This is a genomic window from Nocardioides sp. L-11A, assembly GCA_029961745.1.
Taxonomy (GTDB): Bacteria; Actinomycetota; Actinomycetes; order Propionibacteriales; family Nocardioidaceae; genus Nocardioides.
Genome location: CP124680.1, coordinates 938,160 through 953,915, shown reverse-complemented (window position 1 = coordinate 953,915; position 15,756 = coordinate 938,160). Strand labels below are relative to the sequence as shown.

The window sequence follows — 15,756 nt, the reverse complement described above, 5'->3', positions numbered from 1 at the left end:
CGAGCGTGTCGACCATCGAAGGCTGCGCACAGACCCTCCGGGCCCATGCTCGCCCCCGATGCGCTGCGCGCAGCCGCCACGCTGCCGGCCGCTGACCTCCTGGGCCGAGCGTGTCGACCATCGAAGGCTCGGGCGTTCAGCTCACGGTGAGCGAGTAGCCGCGTCCCCGGATCCGGCGTACGTCCGCGACGCCGCCCAGCCGCGTCCGCAGCCGGGTGACGTGCATGGCGATCGTGTTGCCGCCCGGCCGCTTGCCGTCGGTGCCCCACAGGGCGTCGCGCAGCTCGTCGTCGGTGACCACGCCGGGCGAGGCGAGCATCAGCGCTCGCAGCAGCTCGAACTCCTTGAGCGGCAGGTCCGCGATCCGCTCACCGTGGACCCGCACGCTGTATGCCGTCGCGTCGAGCGCGAGCGGCCCCACCTCGAGCCGGGCGTGCTCGGCGAGCGAGCGCGGTGCGTGGGTCAGCAGCTCCCACAGGTGCTGCGGCGCGTAGGGCCGCACGGCGACCGCGGAGGCGCCGGCGAGCATGAGGGCCCCCACGCCGTCCGTCCCGGCGTCCGCCGCGAGGCAGGACCCAGCGATGACGTACGGCGCCCCGTGCTGCCGGATCACGTCGACGAACTCCGCCGCCGGGATGCCCGGCGCCTCGGGGGTCACCACGACCGCGTGGGGATCGGTGCGCCCGAACTCCACGAGGCCGTCGAGGGTCGATCCGACCCAGGTCACATGCACGCCGCGCCCGGCCATCGCCTCCGCCAGCGCACCCCCGTCGTCGGTGGGGTCGACCACGAGGAGCTGTGCCCCCGAGGACTCGACCCAGCGGTGGAGGTAGGCGCGCACGGACTGGCGACGGACGTCGTGGCGTCCGTCCCGTGTGCCCATCGTTCTGCGGCGGCCCGGCTCAGCCGAAGCGACCGGAGATGTAGGCCTCGGTGGAGGGGTCGTCGGGGTTCGCGAACATCTTCTTGGTCGGGTTGAACTCGACCAGGTGCCCCGGCTCGCCGGTCGCCTTGAGGTTGAAGAAGCCGGTGTCGTCCGAGACCCGTGCCGCCTGCTGCATGTTGTGGGTGACGATCACGATCGTGAACTCGTCCTTGAGCTCGTGGATCAGGTCCTCGATCGCCGACGTCGAGATCGGGTCGAGCGCCGAGCAGGGCTCGTCCATGAGCAGGATCTGCGGCTCGACGGCGATCGCGCGGGCGATGCACAGGCGCTGCTGCTGGCCGCCGGAGAGGCCCATGCCCGGCTTGTTGAGCCGATCCTTGACCTCGTTCCACAGGTTGGCGCCGCGCAGCGACTTCTCGACGATGTCGTCGGCCGCCGACCTCTTCATCTTGCCGGCGTTGAGCTTGAGGCCCGCGAGGACGTTGTCGTAGATCGACATCGTCGGGAACGGGTTGGGGCGCTGGAAGACCATGCCGACCTGGCGGCGTACGGCGACCGGGTCGACGCCGGGCTCGTAGAGGTCCTGCCCGTCGACGACGATCTTGCCCTCGACCCGCGCGCCCGGGATCACCTCGTGCATCCGGTTGAGCGAGCGCAGGAAGGTGGACTTGCCGCATCCCGAGGGGCCGATGAACGCGGTCACCGCGCCGGCGCGGATCGTCATGTTGACGCCCTCCACCGCGAGGAAGTCGCCGTAGTAGATGTTGACGTCGGAGACGTCGATGCTCTTGGCCATGACTGTTTGCCTCTCAAACCCTGCGGGTCACTTGTTTCGGGGCGCGAAGATCTTGCCGACGATGCGTGCTGCGAGGTTGAGCACCATCACGATCACGATGAGGATGAAGGCGGCGCCCCAGGCGATCGCCTCGGCGGGGGCGTCGCCCCGCAGGTTCTGTCCGTAGATGAGGACCGGCAGGGTCGTCATCGCGCCGTCGAACAGGTTCATGTTGGTGCGGTCCGTGGCGCCGGCGATGAGCAGCAGCGGCGCGGTCTCGCCGATGACCCGGGAGGTCGCGAGGGTGACGCCGGTGAGGATGCCGCCGAGCGCGGTGGGCAGCACGATCCGCACGATCGTCTTCCACTTCGGCGTGCCGAGCGCGTACGACGCCTCGCGCAGGTCGTCGGGCACCAGCATCAGCATCTCCTCCGTGGCCCGCACCACGATGGGGATCATCAGCAGCGAGAGCGCCACCGATCCCCCGAACCCGGACACGTAGGCCGGGCCGAAGATCAGGGTGAACAGCGCGAAGGCGAACAGGCCGGCGACGATGGACGGGATGCCGGTCATCACGTCCACGAGGAAGGTGATCGCCTTGGCGAGCTTGTTGCCCTTGCCGTACTCGATCAGGTAGATCGCGGCCATCACGCCCACGGGGACCGAGATGATCGCGGCGCCGAGCGTGACCAGCAGGGTGCCGATGATCGCGTGGTAGACGCCGACCGGCTGGTCGATCTGCGTCTTGAAGAACGAGTAGCTGAGGAAGGTGCCGTCGATCCGGCCCGCTCCCTTGCTGACAACCCGCCAGATCAGCGAGACCAGCGGGACGACGGCGATGCCGAAGGACGTCCAGATCAGCCCGGTCATCAGCCGGTCGGTGGCGCCGCGGCGGCCCTCGATCACCAGCGACCAGACCGGCAGCGCGACCAGGTAGGCGACCGCGCCGAGGATGACGGCGCCCACGATGCCGAGACCGAGCACCAGCAGGAGGGCACCGAAGGCGACGGCGATCACGCCGACGATCGCGGGCGCCTGCCGCGGCAGCCGCGGCTGGACGAGCGGGATGTGGACCCGCGTCTGCACCTCTTCGAGGGTGGTCACTTCGCCATCCGCCTCTCACTGCGGCCCACGATCCAGCGGGCGAGGAAGTTGACCAGGAAGGTCATCAGGAAGAGCACCAGGCCCGTCGCGACGAGGACGTTGAGCAGGTCGGCGCTGCGCTCCTTGTACTTGAGCGCGATATTGGCGGCGATCGAGGTCGGGCTGGACGTGGCGATGATGTTCCAGGACAGGTCGAAGCCGACCGAGAGCACCATCGTGACGGCCATCGTCTCGCCGAGCGCCCGGCCGAGGCCGAGCATGACGGCGGAGACCATGCCGGAGCGGGCATAGGGGAAGACGGTCATCCGCACCATCTCCCAGCGCGTGGCGCCGAGGGCCAGCGCGGCCTCCTCGTGCAGCCGCGGCGTACGCGAGAAGACCTCACGGGTGATGGCGGTGATGATCGGGAGGATCATGATCGCGAGCACGATGCCGGCGGTCAGCACCGAGCGGCCGGCCGGGTTCGGCTCGCCGAACAGGTTGCCGACGATCGGGATCGGACCGATGTGCTCGTGCAGCCACACGTGCATCGGCACGAGCTTGTTGGCGAGGAAGAACGCGCCCCACAGGCCGTAGACGACCGAGGGGACGGCGGCGAGCAGGTCGATCACGTATGCCACCGGTGCCGCGATCCAGCGCGGCGCGTAGTGGCTGATGACCAGCGCGATGCCGAAGGACAGCGGGACCGCGATGATCAGCGCGATGATCGAGGCGGTGAACGTCCCGACGAGCAGCGGGAGGACGTAGCCGAGGAAGCTCTCGGCGTGGGGTCCGTAGACCTCCGCCGGCTTGGTGAAGCCGGACGCACCCTTGATCGCGAGGAAGATGAAGACGCCGGCCAGCGCGGCCAGGATGGTCAGGCCGGCCGCGAGAGCGCTGCCGGCGAAGATACGGTCGCCGACGCCGGCGCGGGCCCTTGCCCAGTTCGCGGAGGCCTCCTCGGCCTCGGCGGCGGGTGCTGTCACTGGTGTCACCTCATGCTCGGTGCTGCTCGGGGTGCTGCTCGGGGTGCTGCTCGGGTGGTGCCGGGGTGGCCGTGAGGGGTGAGGACGCGAACGCCGTCCTCACCCCTCACGTGGAGCTCACTGGGCGGTGATGCCCGCAACGATCTCCTGCGCCTGGGCGGCGGTCTCGGGCGCGAGCTTCGCGGAGCCGGCGAAGTCGGCCGCCTCGGCCTGGCCCTCGTCGGAGACGATGTAGCTCAGGTAGCCCTTGACGTTGTCCGCCTCGGCCTGGTCCTCGTAGGTCTCGCAGGCGATGAGGTAGGACAGCAGGATGACCGGGTAGGCGCCGGCCTCCGTGGTGTTGCGGTCGACGTCGACCGCGATGTCGGTGGCGTCGCGACCCTCGACGACCGGCGAGACCGCGACGGTCTTGGCGGCACCCTCGGGCGACGGGGCGACATACTCCTCGCCGACCTTGACCGAGACGACGTTCAGGTCGCCGGTCTGGCTGGCGTCGGCGTACCCGATCGCGCCGTCGACGTCGCCGATCTGCTTGACGACACCCGAGGTGCCCTCCGCGGAGAGACCGCCGGAGACCGGGAACGCGTCCTCTGCCTCGTAGCCCCAGTCGGACGAGGCGACCTTGCCGAGGTAGTCGGTGAAGTTCTTGGTCGTGCCCGAGTCGTCGGCGCGGTGGACCGGCGAGATCTTCAGGTCGGGGAGGGTGGCGTCCGGGTTCTGGTCGGCGATCGCCTTGTCGTTCCAGTTGGTGATCTTGCCGTCGAAGATCTTCGCGATGGTCGAGGCGTCGAGGTTGACGGTGTCGACGTCGGGGACGTTGAACGCGATCGCGATCGAGGAGATGTACGCCGGGACCTCGATGACGTTGCCGCTGCAGCGCTCCTTGGCCGCGTCGAGCTCCTCGTCGGCGATGTAGGAGTCGGAGCCCGCGAAGGACAGGGCGCCGCTGGTGAACTGGCTGCGGCCGTCGGTCGAGCCGAGCAGCGCGTAGTCGATGGTGAGGCCGTCGTTCTGACCCTGGAACGCGGTCTTCCACGCCTCCTGGGCCTTCTCCTGCGACGTCGCGCCGCCACCCTTCAGGTTGCCGCTGAGGCCGCTGGCGGAGTCACCGTTGTCGCTGCCGCCGTCCTCGTTGGACGCGCCGCAGGCGCTCATCAGCAGGGCCAGCGCAGCGATACCGGGCACCGCGGTGCGGCGGATGGACTTGAGGTTCAAGGAACTCGCCTCTCGGAGGTGAGGGGCATCGGTTCCCGCCCCTCGATACGTAGTAGGACGATCGTGAAGTTAGGCAGCGTCGGTAACACAACTCCCCGACCGATCTGAACGAACGGTGAACAGTGGCGGTCGGGGCGGGGACACCCCGTGGCGGCGGTCACCCGCTCCGTTGAGTTGCCCCGAACCAGCCGTTGAGTTGCCCCGAACTCACCGTTGAGTTCGCGGCAACTCAACGGTGAGTTCGCGACAACTCAACGGTGAGGATGGGGCAACTCAACGAGGACGGTGACGCTCGAGCGCAACCACGCGGCTCTTGCGCACGTGGAGGACGAGCACCTCGGCGGGGGCCAGTCCGGACTCGGGGTCGAGTTCGATCCCCGCGGCGTCGTACACGAGGGGCAGGACGGGGCGGTGGGTGCACAGCACGCTCCCGTTCTCGGTGTCGAACAGGTCCTCGACGACCTTCGCCACCGCCTTCGGCGTGGCGTGCTCCTCGCTCAGCCGCGGGCGCAGGTCGAGCGGGAAGCCCGCGGTCTCGGCGTACGGGCGCACGGTCTGCACGCAGCGGGTGCTGGTGGACGTGACGATGCGGGTGACGTCGTAGGCCGCCAGGAGCGGCACCAGCCGGTCCGCCTCGGTCTCGCCGACCTGGAGCAGCGTGCGCCCGGCGTCCGCGCCGCGCCAGGCGCTGCGCGAGCGGGCCCGGGCATGGCGCAGGACGACGACTGCGTGGGTACGTCGACGCACCCGGAGCGCCGCGGCGAGCGTCTCCCGGTCGTGGTCGTAGCTGAGGCGGGCCGGAGCCTCGTCGACCGGCACCCAGGCGACGGCGTCGATCTCGTCGTTGGGCCGGTACGCCGACACGTCGTCGTCGCCGACGACACGACCGGTCCAGTAGTGGACGGTCTTCATCCGCCGACCGACGGGGTAGCGCTGCGACAGCAGGGGCGGGCCGAGGCGGACGTGGACGCCGGTCTCCTCGGCGACCTCGCGGACCGCGGCCGCGGTGGGGTGCTCTCCACGGTCGAGCTTGCCCTTCGGGAACGACCAGTCGTCGTACTTCGGGCGGTGCACGAGGAGCACCTCGCGTCCGGGACGGAACACGACCACGCCGGCAGCGAGGATGTCGGGCACGGGCCCAGACTAGGGCCCCGCCCTTAGGGTACGGGCATGCGTCGCCGCCGGATCGTGCTCCTGCTCGTCGCGACACTCGTGATCTCCGCTGCCGTCGTCGTGGTCTGGCGACTGCGCTCGGAGGACCGCTCCCGGTTCGCCGACGCGCTCACGCTCGCGCCGACCACGGCCGCGCGGCTCAGCTGGACCGACTGGGCCGGTGTCCGGGAGGAACTGGAGGCCGACCTGTCGTCGACGTCCACCGGCACCGAGGTGGAGGACTTCCTCCGGGACGCCTTCGACCACGACCTGTCCTCGACCACGGCCCTCGACGCGTCGGCGCCGACGATCCAGGACGAGATCGGCCTCTCCCCCGCCACCCTCGAGTGGGAGCTGTTCACCCAGGGCGCGGACGGCGCACTGGTGCTGATGGGCCTTCCCGACGAATTCGACGTGGCCGGGCTGCGGGAACGGCTGCGCGCGATCGGCTTCGCGGAGCCCGACGACGCCGACGGCGTGTGGCGCGGCGGGGTCGACCTGCTCGAGGGGCTCGGCGGACCGGTCACCCCCGAGCTCGCGGCTGTCGCGATCGACGAGGACGCCGGGGTCGTGGCCGGCAGCGACGACCCGGACTTCCTCGAACAGCGCGGCGACCTGGCGCGTGGCTTCACCGACGATGGGGTCAGCGACGTCGTCGAGGCCGTCGGACCGGCCCTGAGCGCCTCCGTCGCGACCGGGGACCAGGCCTGCTCGGCGCTCGCGATGACGGATGCCGATCCGGCCGACCGGACCCGGGCTACCGAGCTGGTCGAGCAGGCCGGCGGCGTGCACCCGCTGACCGGGTTCGCGATCGCGGCCCAGCCGGGCGGCGACATCCGGGTCGCGATGGCCTTCGAGAAGGACGACCATGCCCGAGCGGACGCCGACAGCCGCTCCCGCCTGGCCGCGGGGCCGGCCCCGGGACAGGGCGGCACCTTCCCCGAGCGGTTCGCGCTCGGCAGGGTCGTCGCGTCCGGGCGCGTGCTCACCATGGCGATGACGCCGGTCGAGGGCACCTTCGTGCTCTCCGACCTCAGCCACGGGCCGGTGCTGTTCGCGACCTGCTGACCATCGCGCGGCAGCGTGGCGTCCACGCGGCGTGTGGCCGCCGGGACAACTCCATCCGCTCACTACCCGACGGCATGCGCGGCAGCGTGGCGTCCGCGCGGCGTGTGGCCGCCAGCACGGCCTCGCCCGCTCCTACTCGACCGCGTGCGCGGCAGCGTGGCGCACGGCGGCGAAGCCGCATCGTGCGACGCCCGCGGGGCTGAGCTTGCGAGGCCCCGGGCGGCGAGCACGATCTGCGACACGCTCGTGCAGACAAAAACTAATGCAGTACGCCGAGGATCCGGTCGATCTCCTCGACCGAGAGCCGGTCGTCGCTGGCGCTGGCGGCGATGATCAGGTTGGTGGTCAGCTCGACCTCCGTGAGGAGCTCGCCGTCCTCGAGGGTGACGTCGAACTGATCGGCCATCCTTCCCCTCCTCGAGCCGAGCCCAGCGCGGTCTTCCGACACCATGATCCCCCGCCGCGACCTCGGCAAACCCAAAAATTGCGGAAAAGTTCGGCGGGGCGAAAACCGTCGTGGGGCCCCGCCGACCGGCGGGGCCCCACGGGGGATGAGGTGTCCTCGGAACGGGTCAGAGAGGACGGACGTTCTCGGCCTGCGGGCCCTTCGGGCCCTGGGTGACGTCGAACTCGACCTTCTGGTTGTCCTCCAGGGACTTGTAGCCCTGGGACTGGATCGCCGAGTAGTGGACGAAGACGTCGTCGCCGCCACCCTCCTGCTCGATGAAGCCGAAGCCCTTCTCGGCGCTGAACCACTTGACGGTGCCCTGAGCCATAGTGCTCGTTACTCCTCGTATCGGGGCGAGAGCCGCCACCTCGACGGCCCGCAGCGGCTGCGATGACGCGTCGCTCCGACCGTGATGGGGCCACCACAAACCAGACACGCCGTCGGCCACAGACTCCGCAGGCGTTCACCTTCGAGAACTGCAGTCGCTGCGACGTCGACCCTACCAATCCGCGGCCGCAGCGGAACCTCTCGAGCGCAACGAACTTCGGTCCGCCCATGAAGGTTCCGCAACACACATGTGACGGTCCGGAAAACCGCTCGGGCAGGCTCACCCGAGCCGGTCGACGTAGGCGAGGACGCGGTTGAACAGCGCCGTCACGCCCGGTGGAGTCGGCGGCCGCGGCGCCGGTGGCTCGGCGAGCTCGTCGAGCAACGACCTCGCCTCGCCCGACCCGCCCGCGGCGGCCACCGAGGCCGCGACCCGGGCCGCGTCGCGCACGGCGGAGGGGTCCACGGTCCACAGTGTCTCGAAGATCCGTTGCCGGTCCGGTGTCGCGGCCTGTCCGGGCAGCTCCCATGCCGACAGGCACGCCGTCGAGTCCGGGGCGTCGCAGACCACGGCCCACTCCCGGCGCATGGGCGCGTCGGGGGCGAGGTCGACCCGGACCGGCCCCGGACGCGTCCGCGCGCCGGGATCCCACTGGTCGGCGAGGACGACCGCCGAGCGTGCGACGCGGGCGAGCTCTGACCACCGCGCCGCCGACACGTCGTAGAACCTGCCGCGCTGGAAGGCGCCGAAGAGGACCGGACGGTCGGCGACGGCACAGCACTCGTCCTCGATCGCCCAGGACAGGGCGATGAGCGTGGACTTGCGCAGACGGTGGACCGCCAGGGCGGGGTGGCGCCGGCGGAGCTCGGCGAAGACCGACGGGCTGTCCGGGACCGCACTGCCCGCCACCTCGGCGATCGCCACCTCCAGCCGGACCCCCGCGGTCTTGCGGCGCAGCACCTGCCGTACGAGATCGACGTCGGCCTCGGTGTAGCGCCGGTGGCCGCTGATCAGCCGGCGCGCGACGGGGAACCCGTGGCGGGACTCCCACATCCGCACCACGGCGGGGCTCACCCCCGCCCTGCGGGCCAGCTCACCGATGGTGAGCGTGCTGGCGTCCTCGTCGACCTCGACCACGACCGGGGGTTGCGCGACGCCGGTGCCCTGGTCCATGCTCATAGTCTAATCTTAAACAGATCGTTGAAGATCTTGTGTAACTTCGGGGAGGTCCCATGAGCAGGACGGCAACAACGCCGCGACCGCACGTCGGTGCGGCGCCCACGGACCCGGGTGACCGCACCGCCGTACCCGACGCGGAGCTGCGCCGCCTGCTCACCCGCGCGGCGACCGGCGACGTCGACGCCTTCCTGGCCTTCTACGACGCGACCTGTGGCGTCACCTGGCGGCTCGAGCTGTGCCGGCACGGCGACCGCGAGCAGGCGCGGGACGCCACGATGCTCCGCTACGCCGACGCCTGGCGCTCCGCCGCCGCCCAGGCCGGGTCGGGGCTCACCGCGCGGGCGTGGCTGCTCAGCCTCTCCCCCGAACTGCTGCCCCCCGCGCGCGGTGCCGCGATGGCCCGGGTCAGCGGGTGAGCCGCCCCCTCCTCGTCGCCGGCGGCACCGGGTTCGTCGGCCGTCGGCTCGTCGCCGCCCTGGTCGAGCAGGGACGCCCGGTCCGCGTGATGACCCGCCATCCGGACCGGTACGACGGACCGGGGACCCCCGTCCGCGGAGACGTCGCCGACCCGGCGTCGCTCGTCGCACCACTGCGCGGCTGCGGCGCGGCCTACTACCTCGTGCACTCCCTGGACAGCGCGGACTTCGAGGCGCGCGACGCCCGGGCCGCCGAGGCCTTCGGTACCGCGGCGGCGCGGGCCGGGCTGGACCAGGTTGTCTACCTCGGCGGCCTGGGCAAGGACGGCGACGACCTCTCGCCCCATCTGCGCAGTCGCCGCGAGGTGGAGGCACGCCTCGCCGCCGGCGGCGTACCCGTCACCGTCCTGCGCGCCGGCATCGTGGTCGGCCACGGGGGCATCTCGTGGGAGATCACGCGCCAGCTGGTGGAGCACCTCCCCGCGATGGTGACGCCGCGGTGGGTACGGACCCGCACCCAACCGATCGCCGTCGCCGACGTCGTGCGCTACCTGGTCGGCGTCCTCGAGCATCCTGCTGCCCGGAGCCGCGTCTTCGAGATCGGTGGACCCGACGTCCTGGAGTACGCCGAGATGCTCGAACGGGTCGCGGCCGTCGAGGGGAGACGGCTCCCGATCGTGCCCGTTCCCCTGCTGACGCCGGGACTGTCCTCGCGCTGGCTGGCGCTGGTCACCGATGTCGACGTCCGGTCCGGTCGCCACCTGGTCGACTCGATGGTCAACGAGGTCGTCGTCACCGAGTCCGGCATCCGCGAGGTGGTCCCCTTCGAGCCGATGGCCTACGACGACGCGGTGCGGGTCGCCCTGATGGAGCGCGCGGGCGGTCGATGAGTCCCCGGAACCGGCTGGACCGGCTGCTGCCCAGGCCGCTGTCGCACGTCGTGGTCACCGAGGTCGCCGCGACCCCGGCCGAGCATCGCCGCCGACGACGAGTGGTGGCGACCACCGCCGTGGCCGGCGCGGGCCTGCTCGGCGCCTCGCTCTCCACCGCCCCGGGATCACGCGAGTTCTACCTCTCGACCGCCGCGGTCGCGGGAGTGTGGAGCGTCGGCGGGTTGGCCTCCGGACCGCTCCACCTGGGCTGGATCGAGAACCGGGACGCGACGCTGCGCCGCCCGATCCTCACCCCCGTGGCCACCGGCGTGGCGGCCTTCGGCGTGTTCTACGCCGGGGCGCTGCTGACCCGGCGGGTCCCGCTCCTCGGTGACGCGGTGGCGCGGGTGCTGCGCTTCGCACACGAGGGGGAGGACCGGAGGGTGCTGGCCACCACGCTCGCCAACGGGGTCGGCGAGGAGATCTTCTTCCGCGGCGCACTGTATGCAGCCCTCGGAGGGAGGAACCCGGTCGCGCGGTCGACAGCGGTGTACACGCTTGCCACCGCCACCACCCGCAACCCCGCCCTCGTCCTCGCGGCGGGCGTCATGGGCACCCTGTTCGGCCTCCAGCGTCGCGCCTCGGGCGGCCTCCAGGCCCCGCTGATCACCCATACGGTCTGGTCGGCGCTGATGGTGCGCTACCTGCCGCCGTTGTTCCGCGGTGCGTCACGCGCCCGGGCGATCGCGACCGCACCCGGGCCGACCACTAGGCTCGCCCCGGGCCGTTAGCTCAGTTGGTAGAGCACCGGACTTTTAATCCGAGTGTCGCGGGTTCGAGCCCCGCACGGCCTACTCCGAGCGCTCTACTCCGAGCGCTGCGCCTGCCGCCGCGCGCAGTCGGCGCACAGTCCGACCAGTTCGACGGTGTGGCTGACCTCGGTGAATCCGTGCTCGTCGGCGATGGCCCGCGCCCACCGCTCCACGGCGGAGCCGGTGATCTCGACGGTGCGACCGCAGGAGCGGCAGACCAGGTGGTGGTGGTGCGAGTCGCTGCACTGCCGGTACGTCGCCTCGCCGGCCGGATTGTGGCGGACGTCGACGTCGCCGGCCTCGGCCATGGCCTGGAGCGTCCGGTAGACCGTGGCGAGGCCGACCTTGTCGCCGGTGCGCCGAAGACTGTCGTGGATCTCCTGCGCGCTCTGGAAGTCGGCCGCCTGGGCCAGGGCATCGGTGATCGCCCGGCGCTGCCGGGTCGGCCGGAGCACGGCGGGGCGGGTGTCGGTCACCGGACCTCCTGAGGACAGGGCCATCGGACTGGGAATCGCTCTCAATCTACCGTCCGGGCGGGAAGGACCACGCGGGCCTGGTCCGTTGGGACTACCCGGACGGGACCACCGGACCGGCGACGGTCCGGTCCGGTGCGGAGTAGCCTGAGCGGCGGAGAGGGAACAGAGAGGACTCGCTCGTGGGGAGCAATGACGAGTTCGGTCCGGACACGGAGAGCATCCGCGCCTGGCTGAACAAGCGGGCCACCTATGCGCGCGACGCCCGGGTCGTCGGTGCGCCCCGCGGCGGTGGCCTCGCCCCGGCCGCCTCCCCCGCTCCACGCCGGACCGACGCCACCCGAGCCGACTCCACCCGAGCCGACTCCACCCGAGCAGGCCGCACGGTCCTCGAGGCGCTCGGCGTCGAAACGCCGCCCGAGCCGCCGCCCCGGATCGCCCAGGCCGGCGGTCTGGACAGCACCGATCTCGGCCGGTCCGTGGTCGAGGCGCTGCGCGCCGACCTGCCGCGGAGGCCGAAGCCGCCGCGCGCGGCCCCCGCGGAGCCGGAAGCGGACCCGGAAGCGGACCCGACGACACCGGCACAGGCACCGGAGGCGACGGCGCCCGCGACCGACCCGGTCCGGCCGGCGCCCCCGCCCCGGGTGCGCGCGGTACCCGAGGTCACCCACGGCCGCTGGACCGAGCCCGAGGACAACCTGACCGCGCTCAACGCCAGCACCGACGCCCAGTTCCCGGTCCGCGGCGGGATCCGCCGGGCGCTCTCCTGGGTACTGCTCACGGTCCTCGCGGCGACCGGCGCGGCGTCGTACGCCGCGGTGCGGGAGCCGACATCGGCGACCGTCGGGGCGGCGGGCATCCTCGGCTTCCTGCTGCTCGTGGTCTGGGCGGTGCGCGCCGGGTGCACGACCACCGAGCTCGCCATCCGGCGCGGCCAGCTCAGCATCCGGCGCAACGGGCAGACCGAGATCGTCGACGTGGCCAGCCCGTACACGCCGATCGCGATCGTGGGCGAGCCGAGCGAGCGCCGCTGGACCGTGCTGATCGAGCGGGAGGGCCTGCCCCTGGTGGTGATCACCCGGTCGATGGTCGACCCGCACTGGTTCACCACCGTGCTCTACCGCCTCCGCCCCGGCCTGCGGCCCACGCCCGCCGACGAGGTCGAGGGCGCGGATGCCGGCGCGACGCTGGACGACCCGGTCAGCCGGCCGTAGGGATCCAGAAGCGCAGTCGACCGGCGCGCTCGTCCTCGAGCCGACCGCCGCCGGCCTCGATCGTGCGGCGCGAGGCCTCGTTGTCGTGGTCGCAGGTGACCAGCACCCGTTCGATCCCGAGCCGACCCGCCGCCTGGACGCCGAGCGCGAGCGCACGCACGGCATGGCCGCGCCGGCGGGCGCCCGGCCGCACGGAGTAGCCGATGTGACCGCCCTGCTCCAAGAGCCACGCGTTGAGCGTGTGGCGCAGGTGCAGGAAGCCGACCAGGTCGTCGTCGGCCGCGCCGGCGTCGGCCGCGATCCAGAAGTACGTCGACGCGACCCGGGTGCCGTCGAGGTCGGCGGTCGAGGTGGCCTCGGTCATGGTCACGAACGCCGCGCAGCCCGCGCGGGTGGGCACCGGGTCGCCGTCGAGGTTCCAGTACCCCGAGCCGTGCATCTCGCCCGGTCCGTCGAAGTCCGCCACCATCGCGGCCCAGGACTGCCAGCGGGAGAGGTCGGGATCGACGAGCGCGGTCATGGTCCCATCCCATCACTGCCGGTCAACGGGGTTTGCCCGCGCCCGAAACGAGAACGTGTTCTACTCTGACGGACATGAACTGGCACCTCCCCGACACCGACGAGACGCCGGCGGACGAGATCGCGCGTCAGGCGGCCGCGTGGGGACCCCTCGCCGCGGCCGCGCGCGAGCTGGTCGACCTGTGCGTGATGTCGGACGTCGACGAGGACGAGGTGCGCGCCGCGCAGGCCGACGTCGAGGCGGCGGTCGCCCGCCTGCGGAAGGTGCGACGCGTCCGGACCCTCGGCGAGGAGAACCTGACCGGCGGGCGACGCCGGCCCTGGGGCAACCCGGTCATCGGGCTGCGCAACCCGATCGCACCGCCGCTGGAGGTCATCAGCGACCCGACCGGCCGGGCGACGACGGAGTTCCACTGCGGCGCGGCGTACGAGGGGCCTCCGGGTCTGGTCCACGGCGGGGTGGTGTCGCTGCTCCTCGACCAGATCCTCGGGCATGCCGTGGGGGCCGCGGGCCGGCCGGGGATGACCGGCACCCTGACGATCGTCTACCGGCGGGGCACGCCGCTGGGCGACCTGCGCGCCGAGGCCTGGATCGATCGCGAGGAGGGCGTGAAGACCTGGGCCCGAGCGCACCTGATCGGTCCGGACGGCGTCACCGCCGAGGCTGAGGGCGTGTTCATCCTGCCCCGCGCGATCCGCGAACGAGGCGCCTGAGATGCGGACTTGTCGGGCATTTCCGGCACTTGTCGGGCGTTGCAACGCACGACAAGTGCCGGAATCGCCGGTCGACCGGCGATTCCTGCAGCCGGCTCAGCCGACCTTGACGCCCCGCTTGTTCTCGTCGCTCAGCCGCGCCTCCTCGGCCGCCTGGGCCTCGAGCTCGGCGCGGCGCTGCGCCTCGTCGTACTCGCCGGGCTGGGAGACCAGGTCGGTGGCGCCGCGGGCCAGGCGCTGGAGCGCCACCCGGGCGAAGATCTGCTGCTCCGTCGAGGTCCGCTCCGAGCGGCCCCGGCCCAGGAAGGAGACCGCCCAGCGCAGCACGGCGGTCACCCGGTTCTTGAAGCCGGTGAGGTAGAACAGATGCACCACCAGCCACATCAGCCACGCGAGGATGCCGGTGATCCGGAGCTGACCGACCATCGCGACGGCCCGGAAGCGGCTGATGATGGCCATCGAGCCCTTGTCGAAGTACTTGAACGGCGGCTGGGCGGGCTTGCCGTCGAGGCGGCCCTCGATCTCCTTGGCGGCGTACTTCGCCCCCTGGATCGCGACCTGCGCGACACCCGGGAGGTTGTCGAGCGAGATCATGTCGCCGACCACGAACACCTCGGGGTAGCCCGGGAGGGTGAGGTCGGGGTTGACCGAGATCCGGCCGGCGCGGTCCAGCGGCGCGCCGGTCTGGGCGGAGAGCTGCTTGCCGAGCGGGTTGGCCTGGACGCCGGCGGCCCAGACCTTGGCGACCGCCTCGATCCGCTCCTCGCTGCCGTCCTTGTACTTCACCGTGAGGCCGCGCTCGTCGACCTGCGAGACCAGCGCGCCGAGCATGACCTCGACGCCGAGCTTCTCCAGCTTCTCCTGGGTCCACTTGCCGAGCTTGGCGCCGAACGGCGGCAGCACCTGCGGCGCGGCGTCGACGAGGATCACGCGGGCGTGGCGGGTCGAGATCGCCCGGAAGTCGCGGGTCAGCGTGCGGTGGGCCAGCTCGGCGATCTGGCCGGCCATCTCCACGCCGGTCGGGCCGGCGCCCACGACCACGAAGGTCAGCAGGTGGTCGACGTTCTCCCCGCGGGAGGCGCCGAGCTCGGCCATCTCGAAGGCGCCGAAGATCCGGCCGCGCAGCTCGAGGGCGTCATCGATGCTCTTCATGCCGGGGGCGAACTCGGCGAAGTGGTCGTTGCCGAAGTAGGACTGGCCCGCGCCGGCGGCGACGATGAGCGAGTCGTACGGCGTCACGATCTCGCGCCCCAGGACGTGCGAGGTGATCTGGCGGCTCTCGAGGTCGATCGTGGTGACCTCGCCGAGCAGCACCTGGGCGTTCTTCTGGTTCGCCAGGACCTCGCGGGTGGGCGGTGCGATCTCACCCTCGGAGAGGATGCCGGTCGCCACCTGGTAGAGCAGCGGCTGGAAGAGGTGGTGGGTCGTCTTCGCGATCATGGTGACGTCGACGTCGGCCTTGCGCAGCTGCTTGGTGCCGAAGAGGCCACCGAAGCCGGAGCCGATGACGACGACCTGGTGACGGTCGGAACGCGGGACGATGATGCGGTCGGGCAGGTCGGGCTGAGTATCGCCTGCTGCCATGGCTTCCTCCTGGGCACCTCGGATGACGACAC

Annotated in this window: 18 protein-coding genes and 1 tRNA gene; 7 read left to right on the top strand and 12 right to left on the bottom strand. The window is 71.7% G+C overall.

Annotation, left to right across the window (positions count from 1 at the left end; translation table 11 throughout):
- Positions 1-136: 136 nt before the first annotated feature.
- From QJ852_04355 to QJ852_04330, 6 genes are all read right to left on the bottom strand, one after another.
- Complete coding sequence (locus QJ852_04355) at positions 137-883, bottom strand: winged helix-turn-helix domain-containing protein (GenBank protein WGX97671.1); 747 nt, start codon at positions 881-883, stop codon at positions 137-139.
- 19 nt (positions 884-902) lie between these two features.
- Complete coding sequence (gene pstB, locus QJ852_04350) at positions 903-1,682, bottom strand: phosphate ABC transporter ATP-binding protein PstB (GenBank protein WGX97670.1); 780 nt, start codon at positions 1,680-1,682, stop codon at positions 903-905.
- 27 nt (positions 1,683-1,709) lie between these two features.
- On the bottom strand, positions 1,710-2,765 hold the full coding sequence (gene pstA / locus QJ852_04345) for a phosphate ABC transporter permease PstA (GenBank protein ID WGX97669.1): 1,056 nt from the start codon (positions 2,763-2,765) through the stop codon (positions 1,710-1,712).
- Positions 2,762-3,730: a phosphate ABC transporter permease subunit PstC gene (gene pstC / locus QJ852_04340; protein ID WGX97668.1), complete on the bottom strand. Its 969-nt coding sequence runs from the start codon at positions 3,728-3,730 to the stop codon at positions 2,762-2,764. Before pstC ends, pstA begins: the two co-directional genes overlap by 4 nt.
- 117 nt (positions 3,731-3,847) lie before the next feature.
- Positions 3,848-4,945, bottom strand: coding sequence for a phosphate ABC transporter substrate-binding protein PstS (locus QJ852_04335; GenBank protein WGX97667.1), 1,098 nt, complete (start codon positions 4,943-4,945; stop codon positions 3,848-3,850).
- Positions 4,946-5,218: 273 nt separating this feature from the next.
- Positions 5,219-6,079 carry an NUDIX hydrolase gene (locus QJ852_04330; protein WGX97666.1) on the bottom strand — a complete coding sequence of 287 codons (861 nt, stop codon included), beginning with the start codon at positions 6,077-6,079 and terminating at the stop codon, positions 5,219-5,221.
- A gap of 36 nt (positions 6,080-6,115) precedes the next feature.
- On the opposite strand from QJ852_04330, the gene QJ852_04325 reads away from it, so the two are divergent.
- A complete protein-coding gene (locus QJ852_04325; GenBank protein WGX97665.1) occupies positions 6,116-7,165 on the top strand; it encodes a hypothetical protein in 1,050 nt (349 codons plus the stop codon).
- Positions 7,166-7,424: 259 nt separating this feature from the next.
- Here QJ852_04325 and QJ852_04320 read toward each other — a convergent pair whose 3' ends face one another.
- The 3 genes from QJ852_04320 to QJ852_04310 all read right to left on the bottom strand — a co-directional run bounded on the left by QJ852_04320 (position 7,425) and on the right by QJ852_04310 (position 9,114).
- Positions 7,425-7,571, bottom strand: coding sequence for a hypothetical protein (locus tag QJ852_04320; protein ID WGX97664.1), 147 nt, complete (start codon positions 7,569-7,571; stop codon positions 7,425-7,427).
- Between the two features lie 166 nt (positions 7,572-7,737).
- A complete protein-coding gene (locus QJ852_04315) occupies positions 7,738-7,941 on the bottom strand; it encodes a cold-shock protein (protein WGX97663.1) in 204 nt (67 codons plus the stop codon).
- A 279-nt stretch (positions 7,942-8,220) separates the two neighbouring features.
- Positions 8,221-9,114: a DICT sensory domain-containing protein gene (locus QJ852_04310; GenBank protein ID WGX97662.1), complete on the bottom strand. Its 894-nt coding sequence runs from the start codon at positions 9,112-9,114 to the stop codon at positions 8,221-8,223.
- A gap of 59 nt (positions 9,115-9,173) precedes the next feature.
- On the opposite strand from QJ852_04310, the gene QJ852_04305 reads away from it, so the two are divergent.
- From QJ852_04305 to QJ852_04290, 4 genes are all read left to right on the top strand, one after another.
- Positions 9,174-9,536 (top strand): hypothetical protein, encoded by a 363-nt coding sequence (locus tag QJ852_04305; GenBank protein WGX97661.1) that lies wholly within the window; start codon positions 9,174-9,176, stop codon positions 9,534-9,536.
- Positions 9,533-10,426, top strand: coding sequence for an NAD(P)H-binding protein (locus tag QJ852_04300; GenBank protein WGX97660.1), 894 nt, complete (start codon positions 9,533-9,535; stop codon positions 10,424-10,426). Before QJ852_04305 ends, QJ852_04300 begins: the two co-directional genes overlap by 4 nt.
- Entirely contained in the window at positions 10,423-11,199 is a 777-nt protein-coding gene (locus QJ852_04295; GenBank protein ID WGX97659.1) for a type II CAAX endopeptidase family protein, read from the top strand. Before QJ852_04300 ends, QJ852_04295 begins: the two co-directional genes overlap by 4 nt.
- Positions 11,190-11,262: transfer RNA gene (locus QJ852_04290), tRNA-Lys, on the top strand. The genes QJ852_04295 and QJ852_04290 overlap by 10 nt, the downstream gene beginning before the upstream one ends.
- An 11-nt stretch (positions 11,263-11,273) precedes the next feature.
- Here QJ852_04290 and QJ852_04285 read toward each other — a convergent pair.
- Complete coding sequence (locus tag QJ852_04285) at positions 11,274-11,696, bottom strand: Fur family transcriptional regulator (GenBank protein ID WGX97658.1); 423 nt, start codon at positions 11,694-11,696, stop codon at positions 11,274-11,276.
- A 179-nt stretch (positions 11,697-11,875) separates the two neighbouring features.
- Here QJ852_04285 and QJ852_04280 point away from each other — a divergent pair, with 179 nt between their 5' ends.
- Positions 11,876-12,907 carry a hypothetical protein gene (locus QJ852_04280; GenBank protein WGX97657.1) on the top strand — a complete coding sequence of 344 codons (1,032 nt, stop codon included), beginning with the start codon at positions 11,876-11,878 and terminating at the stop codon, positions 12,905-12,907.
- Here the strand turns inward: QJ852_04280 and QJ852_04275 are convergent.
- Positions 12,894-13,427: a GNAT family N-acetyltransferase gene (locus tag QJ852_04275; GenBank protein ID WGX97656.1), complete on the bottom strand. Its 534-nt coding sequence runs from the start codon at positions 13,425-13,427 to the stop codon at positions 12,894-12,896. The genes QJ852_04280 and QJ852_04275 overlap by 14 nt on opposite strands.
- A 74-nt stretch (positions 13,428-13,501) precedes the next feature.
- Here QJ852_04275 and QJ852_04270 point away from each other — a divergent pair, with 74 nt between their 5' ends.
- Positions 13,502-14,140 carry a PaaI family thioesterase gene (locus tag QJ852_04270; GenBank protein ID WGX97655.1) on the top strand — a complete coding sequence of 213 codons (639 nt, stop codon included), beginning with the start codon at positions 13,502-13,504 and terminating at the stop codon, positions 14,138-14,140.
- A gap of 96 nt (positions 14,141-14,236) precedes the next feature.
- On the opposite strand, the gene QJ852_04265 is transcribed toward QJ852_04270, so the two are convergent.
- Positions 14,237-15,724 (bottom strand): NAD(P)/FAD-dependent oxidoreductase, encoded by a 1,488-nt coding sequence (locus QJ852_04265; GenBank protein ID WGX97654.1) that lies wholly within the window; start codon positions 15,722-15,724, stop codon positions 14,237-14,239.
- Positions 15,725-15,756: the final 32 nt, after the last annotated feature.